Origin of the sequence: Azospirillum oryzae, from assembly GCF_900177515.1 — a bacterium.
In the GTDB taxonomy this organism is placed as follows: domain Bacteria; phylum Pseudomonadota; class Alphaproteobacteria; order Azospirillales; family Azospirillaceae; genus Azospirillum; species Azospirillum oryzae_A.
In genome coordinates, this window is sequence record NZ_FXAK01000009.1 from 127010 (window position 1) to 140564 (window position 13555).

14 protein-coding genes, 1 pseudogene and 1 other annotated feature are annotated in these 13555 nt (G+C 65.3%); of the genes and pseudogenes, 14 read left to right on the top strand and 1 reads right to left on the bottom strand.

The annotated features are described in order from the left end of the window. The first annotated feature begins 134 nt into the window (after positions 1–134). The 9 genes and pseudogenes from leuC (at position 135) to B9N97_RS29080 (ending at position 8278) form a co-directional block, all read left to right on the top strand. The gene (gene leuC / locus B9N97_RS29040) at positions 135–1532 is read left to right on the top strand and encodes a 3-isopropylmalate dehydratase large subunit (RefSeq protein WP_085091309.1); all 1398 of its coding nucleotides are present in this window, start codon (positions 135–137) and stop codon (positions 1530–1532) included. A gap of 2 nt (positions 1533–1534) precedes the next feature. After that, positions 1535–2134, top strand: a complete 600-nt coding sequence (gene leuD, locus B9N97_RS29045; protein ID WP_085091310.1) for a 3-isopropylmalate dehydratase small subunit — start codon at positions 1535–1537, stop codon at positions 2132–2134. A 50-nt stretch (positions 2135–2184) separates the two neighbouring features. Beyond that, the gene (gene leuB / locus B9N97_RS29050; RefSeq protein ID WP_208621340.1) at positions 2185–3240 is read left to right on the top strand and encodes a 3-isopropylmalate dehydrogenase; all 1056 of its coding nucleotides are present in this window, start codon (positions 2185–2187) and stop codon (positions 3238–3240) included. An 80-nt stretch (positions 3241–3320) separates the two neighbouring features. Continuing rightward, complete coding sequence (locus tag B9N97_RS29055) at positions 3321–4367, top strand: ABC transporter substrate-binding protein (RefSeq protein WP_085091312.1); 1047 nt, start codon at positions 3321–3323, stop codon at positions 4365–4367. Beyond that, entirely contained in the window at positions 4364–5239 is an 876-nt protein-coding gene (locus tag B9N97_RS29060) for an ABC transporter ATP-binding protein (RefSeq protein WP_244560989.1), read from the top strand. The genes B9N97_RS29055 and B9N97_RS29060 overlap by 4 nt, the downstream gene beginning before the upstream one ends. Continuing rightward, positions 5220–6026, top strand: coding sequence for an ABC transporter permease (locus tag B9N97_RS29065; RefSeq protein ID WP_085091313.1), 807 nt, complete (start codon positions 5220–5222; stop codon positions 6024–6026). The genes B9N97_RS29060 and B9N97_RS29065 overlap by 20 nt, the downstream gene beginning before the upstream one ends. A 29-nt stretch (positions 6027–6055) precedes the next feature. Beyond that, entirely contained in the window at positions 6056–6820 is a 765-nt protein-coding gene (locus tag B9N97_RS29070; protein ID WP_085091314.1) for an SDR family NAD(P)-dependent oxidoreductase, read from the top strand. A 39-nt stretch (positions 6821–6859) separates the two neighbouring features. Further along, positions 6860–7000, top strand: a complete 141-nt coding sequence (locus B9N97_RS29075) for an SDR family NAD(P)-dependent oxidoreductase (protein ID WP_208621300.1) — start codon at positions 6860–6862, stop codon at positions 6998–7000. Positions 7001–7050: 50 nt separating this feature from the next. Next, a pseudogene (locus tag B9N97_RS29080) lies at positions 7051–8278 on the top strand (IS3 family transposase). After that, positions 7335–7454, top strand: a sequence feature (AL1L pseudoknot). (Overlaps the previous pseudogene by 120 nt.) Before the next feature lie 410 nt (positions 8279–8688). On the opposite strand, the gene B9N97_RS29085 reads toward B9N97_RS29080, so the two are convergent. Next, positions 8689–9156, bottom strand: a complete 468-nt coding sequence (locus B9N97_RS29085; protein ID WP_085091315.1) for a winged helix DNA-binding protein — start codon at positions 9154–9156, stop codon at positions 8689–8691. Between the two features lie 561 nt (positions 9157–9717). Between B9N97_RS29085 and B9N97_RS35780 the strand changes: the two genes are divergently transcribed. From B9N97_RS35780 to B9N97_RS29110, 5 genes are all read left to right on the top strand, one after another. After that, a complete protein-coding gene (locus B9N97_RS35780; protein ID WP_167393416.1) occupies positions 9718–10134 on the top strand; it encodes a curli assembly protein CsgF in 417 nt (138 codons plus the stop codon). Positions 10135–10222: 88 nt separating this feature from the next. Next, the gene (locus tag B9N97_RS29095; RefSeq protein WP_143266917.1) at positions 10223–11311 is read left to right on the top strand and encodes a CsgG/HfaB family protein; all 1089 of its coding nucleotides are present in this window, start codon (positions 10223–10225) and stop codon (positions 11309–11311) included. A 177-nt stretch (positions 11312–11488) separates the two neighbouring features. Continuing rightward, complete coding sequence (locus B9N97_RS29100; protein ID WP_085091318.1) at positions 11489–12079, top strand: hypothetical protein; 591 nt, start codon at positions 11489–11491, stop codon at positions 12077–12079. A gap of 141 nt (positions 12080–12220) precedes the next feature. Beyond that, positions 12221–12880 (top strand): hypothetical protein, encoded by a 660-nt coding sequence (locus tag B9N97_RS29105; protein WP_085091319.1) that lies wholly within the window; start codon positions 12221–12223, stop codon positions 12878–12880. A 7-nt stretch (positions 12881–12887) separates the two neighbouring features. Further along, positions 12888–13496: a hypothetical protein gene (locus B9N97_RS29110; RefSeq protein WP_085091320.1), complete on the top strand. Its 609-nt coding sequence runs from the start codon at positions 12888–12890 to the stop codon at positions 13494–13496. The last annotated feature ends 59 nt before the right edge of the window (positions 13497–13555 follow it).

The window sequence follows — 13555 nt, forward strand, 5'->3', positions numbered from 1 at the left end:
GATCCTGTGGACTGACGTGCGAGCGGGAACCGCCGCGCCGGTCCGATCACCAAGCGTCGGGCAACCTCTGCCGCAAACGAGGAACCATCGTGGAGCCAAGCGTCGAATGTACGCCCGATCCAGGGCCCCTGAGCATGTTCGACAAGATCTGGGACAGCCACCGGATCATGTCGCGGGAGGACGGCCAGGACCTGCTTTTCATCGACCGTCATTACATTCATGACGTCACCGAGCCCGCCTTCCGCCTGCTGCGCGAGCGCGGGCTGACACCACGGTCGCCGGACCGCATTTTCGGAACGCCCGACCATTACGTGCCGACGCACAGCCGGCAAGCGACCGCCATCAACGATCCGGAACGCCGGACGATGATCGAGGCGCTGACGCGCGACGCCGCCGAATCCGGCATAACCCTGTTCGGGCTGGGCGATCCACGTCAGGGCATCGTGCATGTGGTCGGGCCGGAACAGGGGCTGAGCCTGCCCGGCATGACCATTGTCTGCGCCGACAGCCACACCTCCACCCACGGCGCGCTCGGCGCGCTCGCCTTCGGCATCGGTGCGACCGAGGTCGGCCATGTGCTGGCGACCCAATCGCTGTGGCAGCGCCGGCCGCGCCGCATGCGCATCGCGGTAGACGGCTCTCTTGCCGCTGGTGTCACCGCGAAAGACGTGGTGCTGGCGATCATCGCGAAAATCGGGGTGGCCGGCGCCGTCGGCCACGCCATCGAATACGCCGGCTCCACCATCGCCGGACTGACCATGGAAGGACGGCTGACGCTCTGCAACATGTCGATTGAGGCGGGTGGGCGCGTCGGCTTTGTGGCCCCCGACGACACCACCTTCGCTTATCTGCACGGCCGCCCCTACGCTCCGAAGGAGGGGGCCTGGGACCGCGCCGTGGTGCGCTGGCGGGGATTGGCCTCCGATGCCGGCGCCGTCTTCGACCATGAGGTCACGCTGGATGCCGCCAACCTCGCCCCGATGGTCACCTGGGGCACCACGCCGGAGGACGCCCTGCCGGTCACCAGCCGCGTGCCCGACCCGACCAACGCACCATCGTTGGAGCGGCGGGAGGCGATGACCCGGGCACTGGACTACATGGGCCTGACCCCGGGCACACCGTTGGAGGAGGTGCCGGTGGATCGCGTCTTCATCGGCTCCTGCACCAACGGCCGCATCGAGGACATGCGCGGCGCCGCAGCGGTCGTCAAAGGCCGCAAGGTCGCGGCCGGGGTGGATGCCTGGGTGGTGCCGGGTTCCGAACTGGTCCGCGTGCAGGCCGAGGCGGAGGGGCTGGACCGTGTCTTCACCGAGGCGGGCTTTCAGTGGCGCTATGCCGGCTGCTCCATGTGTCTGGCCACCAACGGCGACACCGTGGCGCCGGGGCAGCGTTGCGCCTCCACCTCCAACCGCAACTTCGTCGGTCGCCAGGGCGCCGGGGCGCGGACACATCTGATGAGCCCGGCCATGGCCGCCGCCGCCGCCGTGACCGGCCGGCTCAGCGACGTGCGCCGTCTGATGGCGGGGGCCTGATCATGGACCAGCTCGACCGCTTCGAGGCCGTCGCCCTGCCCATCGCGCAGGCCAATTGCGACACCGACCAGATTGCCCCGGCGCGTTACCTGCAAAAGCCGCGCTCCGCCGATTTCGGCCGCTTCCTGTTCGCCGACCGACGCTTTCGTGCCGACGGTACGGAGATCGACGATTTCATCCTGAACCGCCCGGCCTACCGGCCGGCACGCATCGTCGTCGCGGCGCGCAACTTTGGCTGCGGCTCCTCGCGCGAGCATGCGGTGTGGGCTCTCTACGACTACGGCATTCGCGCGGCCATCGCGCCCAGCTTCGGCGACATCTTCTATTCCAACTGCCTGAAGAACGGGCTGGTGCCGGTGGCGCTTCCCGAAGAGGCGGTGCAGGAGCTGATCGATCATCTGATCGCCCATCCCGGCGATCGGGTGACGGTCGATGTGGTGGAGCAGACCGTCGTTTTCCCCGACGGCTTCACCCACGCCTTCTTCCTCGACCCCTTCGCCAAGCACTGCATCGTCAAGGGCTTGGACGAGTTGGACTTCACCCTTTCGCAATCAGCGGCGATCGCGGCGTTCGAGCGCGGCTACGGCCCGCCGGAACGCTGAGCGCGACACCCGAAACCAAACCAGGAGAACCTCACGTGAAAATCGCAGTCATGGCCGGCGACGGCATCGGTCCGGAGGTCACGACGCAGGCCGTCAAGGTGCTGCGCGCCGTGCTGCCCGAGGCCGAGACAGTGGAGGCGCCGGTCGGTCTGGCCGGCATAGACGCCCGTGGTGTGCCGCTTCCCGATGAGAGCCTGGCGCTCGCCCGTAACTGCGACGCCATTCTGTTTGGCGCAGTTGGCGGTCCCGGCGAGGAGGCGCTGCCGCGCGACAAGCGTCCCGGCACCTCGCTGCTACTGCTGCGCGAGGCGTTGCAGCTCTACGCCAACTTCCGTCCGGCCTTCCTGTTTCCGGAGTTGGTCGGCGCCTCCTCGTTCAAGCCGGAAGTGGTCGAGGGCGTCGACCTCGTCATCCTGCGCGAGCTGACCGGCGACATCTATTTCGGCCAGCCTCGCGGCATCGAAACCGACGCGTCGGGGCAGCGCTATGGCGTCAACACGATGCGCTACACCGAATCCGAGATTGAGCGAGTGGCCCACGCCGCCTTCCGTGCCGCACGCCAGCGCCGAGGAAAAGTCTGCTCGGTGGACAAGGCCAACGTGCTGGAGACCATGCAGCTCTGGCGCGAGGTGTTGATCCGTGTTGGCGCCGAATATCCAGACGTGGAGCTCACCCACCTGTTCGTCGACGCCGCCGCCATGATGCTGATGCGGACGCCCAAGCGCTTCGACGTGATCGTCACCGGCAACATGTTCGGCGACATTCTGTCGGACGCCGCGGCGATGCTGACCGGCTCCATCGGCATGCTGCCGTCGGCTTCGCTGGGGGAGGGGCGGACTAGCGTCGGTCAAATGGGCCTTTACGAGCCGATCCACGGCTCGGCTCCGGACATCGCCGGCCGGGACATCGCCAACCCGCTGGCCGCCATCCTGTCCTTTGCCATGCTGCTGCGCCACAGCCTGGGCATGGGGGACAAGGCGAAGAGGGTCGAGCACGCGGTGCGCAAGGTACTGGCCCAGGGCTACCGCACACAGGACATCTTCCAACCCGGCAAAACCATGGTGGGCACAGCCGCCATGGGCGACGCCGTCGTCCAGGCGCTCTGACCAGAGGGAATCTCGAAGGAACCACCGCTTCGACGCATGAACGGACATACCTCGACGAAAGCACAACGGGAGGAAAAATCATGAAACACGCGATTCTGTCGACCCTGGCCACCACGCTGCTGATCGGCGCTTCGCTTCCCGCCCTGGCTCAGGGCAAACCGGAGAAGACCGACGTCCACATAGCGGCGGCATCGGTCGGCGTGACCTACCTGCCCCTGCTGATCGCCGAGTCCAAGGGCTACTTCAAGGACGAGGGGCTGAACGTCACCATCGCCGCCTTTTCCGGCGGATCGAAGGCACTGGAGGCATTGGTCGGCGGCAGCACGGATGTGGTCGCCGGCGCCTATTCCAACACCATCACCATGGCGATGAAGGGCCAGAAGCTGGTCACCTTCGCCGCTCAGGTAAACTGCCCGGCCTGGGTCTTCGGCATCGCCAAGAAGGACGAGGCAACGATCACGTCGGCAAAGGACCTGAAGGGCAAGCGCATTGGCGTCAGCACGCCGGGGTCGAGCACCCACATGGCGGTGAACTACATCGTCCACAAGGCCGGGCTGAAGCCGTCCGATGTGTCGGTGATCGGCGTCGGGCAGGCGGCGGGAGCGGTCGCCGCCATCCGCGCCGGCCAGATTGACGCGCTGATCGTCAACGACCCCGTGGCGACTATCCTGGTTAGCGGCGGCGACATGAAGCCGATGGCCGAAATGCGAACCGAGGAGGGCAACCGCAAGGTCTTCGGCTCCGACTATCCGGAATCCAGCCTCTATTCGACCAAGGCCTTCGTCGACGCCAACCCCAACACCGTGCAGGCGGTGACCAATGCCATCGTGCATGCCGAAAAGTGGATCGCTTCCGCCACCGCCAAGGAGGTGACCGACGCCGTTCCGTCCAAGTATCTGGTCGACGACAAGGCGCTCTATCAGACCGCCTTCGAGAACAGCCGCCGCTGCATCTCCAAGACCGGGGTGCTGTCCGACCAGGGCGCGCAGACCGTGCGCAACGTTTTGGCCGCCTTCAATCCAGAGATCGGCACAGCGCCGATCGACCTGAAGGGGACCTACGACAACCACTTCGCACTGAACGCCGACAAGAAATTCTCACAGCAAGCCGCGGGGAAAGGACAATGAGCCTTCCGATGCGTAGAACCGCCGAACACCGGGAGCCCGCCTCCCGCCCGGTCCGGCAGGCGATCGGGTTCGAGCAGGTCACCTGCACCTTCGCCGGGAAGACCGCCGGGAAGAAAGGCGGCGGCCAGACCTACACCGCCATCCGCGACGTGACGCTGGCCATCAACGAGGGGGAGTTCGTTTCCATCATCGGTCCGACGGGCTGCGGAAAGTCGACCCTGCTCAACGTGACTGCGGGACTGATGCGGCCCTCTTCGGGCCGCGTCACCATCTTCGGCCAGGAACTGCCGCAGGGCGCGCTGAACCGTGACGCCTCCTACCTGTTCCAGGTCGACGCGCTCATGCCGTGGAAGAATGCGGAGGACAACGTCGCCGCCGGACTGATTTTCAACGGCACACCGAAGGCGGAGGCGCTGGAGGTGGCGCGCGACTGGCTGGTCCGCGTCGGGCTGCACGGGCACGGGCACAAATATCCGCACCAGATGTCGGGCGGCATGCGCAAGCGCGCCGGACTGGCCCAGGCGCTGGCGCTCGACCCGCGCATCCTGCTGATGGACGAACCGTTCAGCGCGCTCGACATCCAGACGCGCCAGCTCATGGAGAACGAGTTGCTCCAGATCTGGGCGACCGACCGAAAGTCGGTGATGTTCGTGACCCACGACTTGGAGGAGGCGATCGCGCTGTCCGACCGGGTGGTCGTGCTGTCCGCAGGACCGGCGACCCACCCCATCGCGGAGTTCGAGATCGACCTGGAACGCCCGCGCGAGGTCGCGGAGATCCGCATGACGCAGCGTTTCCTGCAACTGCACGCCGCCATCTGGGACGTGCTCAGGGGGGAGGTCCTGAAAAGCTATGCACGCACTCGCTCTTGACCCGCGTAACCGCGGGCTCGTCCTCGCCTCCCGTCTCGGGCTGTTGGGCGGCGGCATCTTTTTGTGGTGGCTGTGCACGACGCTGGAATGGCTGCCGCCCTTCTTCTTCGGCAACCCGGTGGAGGTGGCGGGGCGCATCGTGGGGTGGTTCGCGTCGGGGGAGATCTTCATTCACCTTTACACGACGCTGCTGGAAACCATCATCGCCTTCCTGATCGGCACGGCACTGGGTCTCGGCATCGGGCTGTGGCTGGCGCTCAGCCCCTTCCTCGCGGAGGTGGTTGATCCGTTCCTGAAGGCCTTCAACTCGATGCCGCGCCTGATCTTTGCGCCGATCTTCGCGATGTGGTTCGGGCTGGGCATCTGGTCGAAAGTGGCGCTGGGCGTCACGCTGGTCTTCTTCGTGGTGTTCTTCAACGTCTTCCAAGGCGTGCGCGAGGTCAGCCCGGTGGTGCTCGCCAACACCCGGATGCTCGGCGCCAACGCCCGCCAGCTCATGCGTCACGTCTATCTGCCCTCCGCCATGAGCTGGGTATTCTCCAGCCTGCACAACGCCGTCGGCATCGCCTTCGTTGGCAGCGTGGTCGGCGAGTATCTCGGTTCGGAAAAGGGCATGGGCTACATGATCCTGCTGGCTGAGGGGGTGTTCGACATCGATTCGGTGATCGCCGGCATCCTGCTGCTGACCGTCTTCGCCCTGCTGCTCGACACCGCCGTGTCGGTGATCGAGGAACGCCTGATGCGCTGGCAGCCGGACGGCAACCAAACGGTCGAGTCCGCCGCCTGATCGGCACTTCCAGATAAGGAACCACCATCGTGCAGACGAACCGCATCACCCTCGACGGGCGGGTCGCCGTGGTCACCGGCGGCGCGCAGGGCATCGGCTACGCCGTCGGCCAGCGCCTGATCGCGTCGGGTGCCCGCCTCGTCCTCTGGGACGTCAATGAGGCCGGGCTGGCCGCCGCCCGTGACAGCCTCCTGGCGGAAGGCGGCGCGGCGGTCCACACCGTGCGCGTCGACATCGCCGACTACGACAGCGTCACGGCGGCGGTCGAGGATACAACGGCCGCACTCGGCGGAATCGACATCCTGATCAACAACGCCGCCATCGTCGGCCCCAACCTCACGCTGGCCGACTATCCGCTGGACGCGTGGCGCAGCGTCATCGACGTCGACGTCAACGGCACCTTCCACTGCTGTCGCGCCGTGGTGCCTGGCATGATCGCGCGCAACTACGGCCGCATCGTCAACATCGCCTCGATTGCCGGCAAGGAGGGCAACCCCAACGCCGCCGCTTACAGCGCCGCCAAGGCCGCCGTCATCGCGATCACCAAGTCGCTGGGAAAGGAACTGGCCGGCCATGACATCGCCGTCAACTGCGTGACCCCGGCGGTGGCCCGCACTCCCGGCGCCATGGAACAGTCGCCGGAGCACATCCGGTACATGCTGGGCAAGATTCCGCGTCGCCGGTTCCTGGAGCTGGCGGAAGCCGCCGCCATGATCGCCTGGCTGGCGAGCGAGGAGAATTCCTTCACCACCGCGGGCGTCTTCGACCTGTCCGGCGGCAGAGCAACCTACTAACCGGCGTCCCCATACGACACCATAAGCGACAGATCTGCGATGTCCGGACGACTTCAGGGCAAGACCGCCATCGTCACTGCCGCCGCCCAGGGCATCGGGCGGGCCACGGCGGAAGCCTACGCCCGCGAGGGCGCCCGCGTCTGGGCTCTCGACATCAACGCAGAGCGTCTGGCCGATTGAACCGCGCCGGGTTTCCTGGAGGCCCTGTTTCTTGAGAGACTGGGGTCAACATGACGAAGCAAGCATCTCCCAAATACGCCCCTGAAGTCCGCGAGCGCGCGGTTCGGATGGTGTTCGAACACGAAGGCGAACACGTGTCGCAGTGGGCGGCGATCAGTTCGATCGCGGCGAAGATCGGCTGCACTCCGGAAACGCTGCGGGGCTGGGTCCGGCAGGCCGAGCGTGACCAGGGCAAGCGACCCGGTCCGACAACGGACGAGCAGGAGCGGATCAAGGCGCTGGAGCGTGAGAACCGGGAACTGCGCCAGGCGAACGAGATCCTCCGCAAGGCGTCGGCCTATTTTTGCTCAGGCGGAGCTCGACCGCCCGTTCAGGAAATGATCGCCTTCATCGACGCGCACCGCGCCGTCCACGGGGTCGAGCCGATCTTGCCGAGGTTCTGCCGATCGCCCCGTCGACCTACCGCGCCCATGCCGCCCGGACGGCTGATCCGGCCAAGGCCCCGGCCCGCTCACGAAGCGACGCGGAGCTGAGTTTGGCTATCCGACGGGTCTGGAATGAAAACTTCCAGGTCTATGGGGTGAGGAAAGTATGGCGACAGCTGGGGCGGGAGGGCATCGACGGGGCACGGTGGCGCGGCTGATGCGCCAAATGGGCCTGAAGGGCGCGACACGCGGCAAGGCGGTGCGCACCACAAGCAGTGACAAGGCGGCGCCCTGTCCGCAGGACCGAGTGAACCGTCAATTCCAGGCGCCCCGCCCGAATGCTTTGTGAGTGGCGGATTTCATGTACGTGGCCACGTGGCAGAGCTTCGTCTACGTGGCCTTCGTTATCGACACCTGTGCCCGTCGCATCGTAGGCTGGCGGGTGTCGCGCACGGCACACGCCGGCTTCGTCCTCGACGCTCTGGAACAGGCGCTCCGCGACCGTCGGCCGGCCAAGGGCAGCGGCCTCATCCACCATTGCGACCGCGGGTCGCAATACCTTGCCATTCGGTACACCAATCGCCTCACCGAGGCCGGCGTCAAGCCCTCCGTGGGCAGCGTCGGCGATTCCTATGACAACGCCTTGGCCGAGACCATCAACGGCCTCTGCAAGACCGAGGTGATCCGCCGCCGGGGACCATGGCGCACCCTGGAGGCCGTCGAGTTCGCCACTCTCGAATGGGTGGACTGGTTCAACCACCGGCGCTTGCTCAAACCCATCGGCAACATTCCACCTGCCGAGGCCGAAGCGCGCTACTATGCTCAAGTCGAGGACGTCGCCATGGCGGCGTGACTCAACACAAATAGACTCCGGGAAACCCGGGGCGGTTCATTCACATACCCGTCTTGGGATCGCTGGCGGATTACCTCGCCACCATGAACGTGCTCAATCAGGTCAAGCGATAGCTGATCCGATATAACCACATCCTGGAATGGATTTACGAGGGAATGGTGATGTACGACGCGCGATGAGCCAAAAGGGTTGATCTCTCGGCGTCATCAACTCGCGAACGGAGATCCTGCCCACTATCGAACCATGGGTGTGTTTGCTGCTGAATACCTGAGGCGAGCGGAGCGGTGCTCCGCGGCCACGATCCGTCGTCCGTTCGGCAGACGGCGGCAGAAAGCCAGGAGACTTCCCAGGGATGAAGAGCGCGGCCCGCACCTGGAGTGTACGGAAGCATGGCCACGACGCCCTCCCCGCTAGGCACCAGCATCCTTGAAGGCCGGCCGATCGAGCGCTCCGGGAATCCGGGCGAGCGCCGTCATCGCCTCGTCGCGGACTCCGAAACGCCGGAGGACGGCGAGGCCGGCCGGCGTGACGTGCAGCAGCTTGGCCCGCCCGTCATGGCGGTGCGGCCGCTCCTCGATGAGGCCACGGCTCAGCAGCGGCTTGAGTGAATAGGCGAGCGGCCGGTCGCGGTGGAACAGGGCCATGCCCAGTCGGCTCGGCTGCTGAGGCCCCCGGCTCAGGATGTAGAGGATCGCCACTTGCAGGGGACTGAGGTCGGGAATGCGGCACCAGTGGATCCAGTGCAAGATGGCGTAGTGGAGAGTGTCGAGGCGCTCATGCGCCTGGCACAGCTCGTCGAGCGCGCGGGCGGCGTCGAAGGGTTTGGCCTGAGGATCGGTCGGACCTGGAGCCCGATAGATGTCTGCGTGTTCGACCATGGCGCGCCGACTCTGCTCAAGAATTCAGGAAGTCGCGGATCATTATAGGTGCGATTCCCGTGCGCCGCGCCGTTTCGGAAGCCGGATGCCCGACCGACGGAGCGCTCCCTTCTCTGGATGGGGCTGCATGTTCCCTCCCATCCTTTCGACGGGCGCGGGTCCTCCCGATGTCTCCGTCTGAAGGAGCGCGACGGGAAGAAAGGCGAACCGGCGGGTGGCTCCCGCAGGGTGGGGGCGAAACGCGATCGCCTTGGGGAGGGACGACCACTGACAGCTCCCATACGGCGGAGAGCCGGCGTTGATACCGAAGATGCCGGTACAATTTCGCTTTCCGGCAGTACAAATCAATCAACGCGAACATCGACGGGTCATGAGACCGCTGAAGAACGGATCGCGAGGGGAACCTCTCTCCAAACGATCTCCACAAGCGGGCGACTGCCATCCGGTCCAGGCCGGGCGATGCCCGCTCAGTCATACCCCCTTCGTCTCGGCCATCTTTGTCCGGGCGCTCCCCGGACGTCTTGGCCCCTGAAGAAGCAACATCGATCTGGAGATCGAGCCATGCGCGAGATCCGCAAGCTCCCGATACTGAGCACCGCCCTGCTCGTCGCCTTGGCCGGAGCGGCCGGCGCCGGAGAGCTGAAATACAAACCGATCAATCCGTCCTTCGGCGGCGATCCCTTCAACAGCAGCCATCTGCTCGGCATCGCCAACGCGATCAACAAATTCGAGGATCCAAAATCCTCGACTGCGGCGACGTCCGACAGCCTCGACACCTTCGCGAGCACCATCCAGGCGAGTGTCCTGAGCCGGGTGGCCAGCCAGATCGCCGATCAGATCTACGGCGAGAACGCCAAGACGAGCGGCACCGCATCGGTCGCGGGGACCACCATCCAGTGGACCCAGGTCAACGGCCAGATCAAGCTCACGCTCAACAACGGCAAGAGCACGCAAATCATCGAAATGCCGGCCTACTGACCAAATCGTTCCAGCCGGGATGAAAATGCCCAACCGGTGAGTTGCCGGAATGGCCCGACGTGTCCTCGACAATGGGGGAAGTGTTATCATGTCCAGGGCAATTGCAATCCACAAACAGGCGCTGGTGCTGGCACTCGGCGTTCTTTCCCTCTCGGCCTGCGCTTCGGTCCGCCCGGAGAACGCATTCACCGAACAGCCTCTCCCCGAGCACCGGACGCAGAGCCTGGATGAACTGCTGACCCTGCCGCCGCCGGCCCGGTCGCTCACCGTCGCCGTTTACAGCTTCACCGACCAGACCGGCCAGAACAAGCCGAACGACAACTTCAGCGAATACTCTCGTGCCGTCACCCAGGGTGGGAACGCGGTGCTGATCAACGCGCTGAAGCGCGTCGGCGACAAGAGCTGGTTCAAGGTCGTCGAGCGCAGTTCATTGCCGCAGCTGCTTCAGGAACGGCAGATCATCCGCCAGACCCGGCAGGCCTACGGCGGCGACAATCTGCCGCCCCTGCCGCCGCTGCTCTATGCGGGACTGCTCGTCGACGGCGGCATCATCGGGTACGACAGCAACACGCTGACCGGTGGTTTCGGAGCCCGCTTTCTGGGCGTCGGCGGTGATGTAAAATACCGCCGTGACACCGTGACCGTCTATATCCGTGCCGTCTCGGTGCAGACCGGCGAAGTGCTCAAATCCGTGAACGTCAGCAAGACGATCTATTCGGCCGCACTCGATGGCAGCGCTTTCCGCTACATCGGCTACAAGGATCTTCTGGAGATCGAGGCGGGCGTCACCACCAACGAACCGGCAACGCTTGCGGTCAAGCAGGCCATCGAGAAGGGCGTGCATGATCTGGTGCTGGAAGGCGTCATCGACGGCTACTGGTCCTTCCGCGATCCCGACGCGGCGGCACGGCTCGTGCCGAAATACCTGCGGGACCGCGACGGCGCCTACAACGTGACTGTGATCCACAACCCGAACGTGGCCGGAAACGGCAGTGGCGCGGCACCGGTCACGGTCGCCCCGCCACCCAAACAAACACCGACCCCAGGGGCGGAAGCAGAGGAACAGAAGGTCGCCCCCTCGGCGCCCAACCAACTCCCGCCCCAGAGTTCCGCCCCGGTTTACGTCCTTCCCGGCGATCACAGCCGGAGCCCGATCCCCCCGTCCATCCAGAGGTGATCGGGAACTGCCGCCGGCACATTCCCCCGGCGCCGGCGGCAGCTTTTTAAAAAATATTTGCACCAAAAGTATTCGTTTGCCCATTCAAAGATGTCAACGGTGGAACTGAGGCATTGGGCATGGTCCGCGTGTGCGGACCCAGTTCCGTCGACGTAACGCGAACCCAAGGAGCCAATCATGAAAGCTTATCTCTTTGCCTCCGCCGCCATGATCTCTGTGTTTGCCGCCGGTGCGGCGATGGCAGGTGGCCCCGGCGGTGGTGACTCGGGCTTCCCGTGGACCCCGGTGAACGGCTCGAACGAAGCCTATGTCGATCAGATCGGCGACGGCAACTTCAACGCGCAAAGCCAGGTCGGCCGCGACAACCTGTCCCGCAACTGGCAGAAAGGCGACAAGAACACCGCCTATGCCGACCAGAAGGGCAAGCTGAACGACGCGGCGGTAACGCAGAACGGCTCGTGGAACTACGCGAACCAGATGCAGAACGGTGATGGCGACTTCGCCCGCATCGACCAGCTCGGCCTGCACAACACCGCGTACCAGTCGCAGACCGGCGATCGCAACGACGCTCAGATCCTGCAGACCGGCTTCGGCTGGGGCGGTGTCGACAACTTCGCTTCGCAGCTGCAGGTGGGCCGGGACAACGAGGCGCTCGTCGTGCAGAAAGGCATCGCGAACACCGCGTACCAGAACCAGCAGAGCGACGGCAACAAGGCGGTCGCGAACCAGCTTGGAATGCACAACTACAGCACGCAGTTCCAGAAGTAGATGATGCTGGCCGGGACTGGCCTGGGAGAGGGAGGCCCCCTCCCCCGGGCCGTCGGCCTAGGCGCCGCATGCATGGTGGCGCGGGCGCGCGGCGGCCCGAAGGAATCCCACGCATCGAGGAGAGGAGCCATGTGCAGACCCATGCTATCCCTCGCACTGCTCTCGCTGTTGATGGCGGCCGCGCCGGCCTTCGCCGGTGGCGTGGCCTACGTCGATCAGGTGGCCTACGACCCCGCCCGTGCCCGCGATGGACGCTGGGCAAGCGTCATCCAGAGCGGAGCCAACAACTGGGCGTCCCAGCGACAGACCGGCGAAAACACTGCCGCCATCCTGCAGAGCGGGGCCGACAACTATCTGATCCAGGAGCAGAGCGGCACAGGCAACTATGCCCGCGCCGTGCAATCAGGAAGCTCGAACAGTGGCAGCCAGCAGCAGGAGGTGAACGGCAATACCGCCCTGCTGCGGCAGGAGGGCGAGAGCAATGCCGCCAAACAACGCCAACTCGGCAGCGCCAATCTGGTCATCGCCTCGCAACGCGGCATGCGGAATACGGTGGTCCAGGTCCAGATCGGACGGGACAACACCTCGACGGTAAGCCAGAGCGGCCAGGACAATTCCGCACAGACGACACAGCAGGGAGCCTGGAACAAGGCGACCATCGAACAGACCGGCGGACAGAACTACGAGGTCGTGCAGCTTGGAGTTGGCAACAGCTTCGACAGTCAGGGCGTCACCCTGACCAACGGCACCAAGATCACCCAGACCGGTGTCGGCGCAACCATCAAGGTCAGCAGCCGATAGGTGAGCCATGGCACAGTCGGTCCTCGCCATCGCGGTGATCGCCGCGCTTGTCGCGTCCGCCCCTGTACAGGCAGACGTGCGGGCGGACGCCTGCCAATGCAGGAGCGCATCAATGTCCGGAAACCACTCCATCATCCGGCAAAGCGGCCCGCCGGGGGTCTGCGCCGTCGCACAGGAGCGCGGATTTTGCGCGGTTTCCCAGGCCCAACGGCCGGACCCGAACGCGGGGGCAGGACGGGCTACGGACGGTCGAGCCGTCGCCGCATTGCTGCGCATCGGCATTTCGCTTTCGCCTGATGCGGCGACGGAATTCGTGACGACCATTCCGCCGGAACAGTGGACGGTGGAGCAGACCCCTGATCTGCTTGTGGCACTGCTGTCCAGTGTCCTCTGGCAGCAGCCGGATGCTCTTGCCGCGATCCATGTGGCTCTTCATGAGGAGGCCGCACAGATCCATCAGGCCATCGTGACGCCCGGCGCCCCCGCCTCCCTCAACATCGATCAATTTCAAGCGAGCGTCGGATACGGCCATCTCGAGCTGAGTCGGGGAACGTTCCGGGCATCGCTGAGGCTCCCGCTTCCCGCTGCTCAAGAGCCGGCGCGCAACGGGAAATGATTTTACCATTGGTTGCAATCTATTGCACAGCATCCGCCCGCCACAAGAGGTGTGTCAAT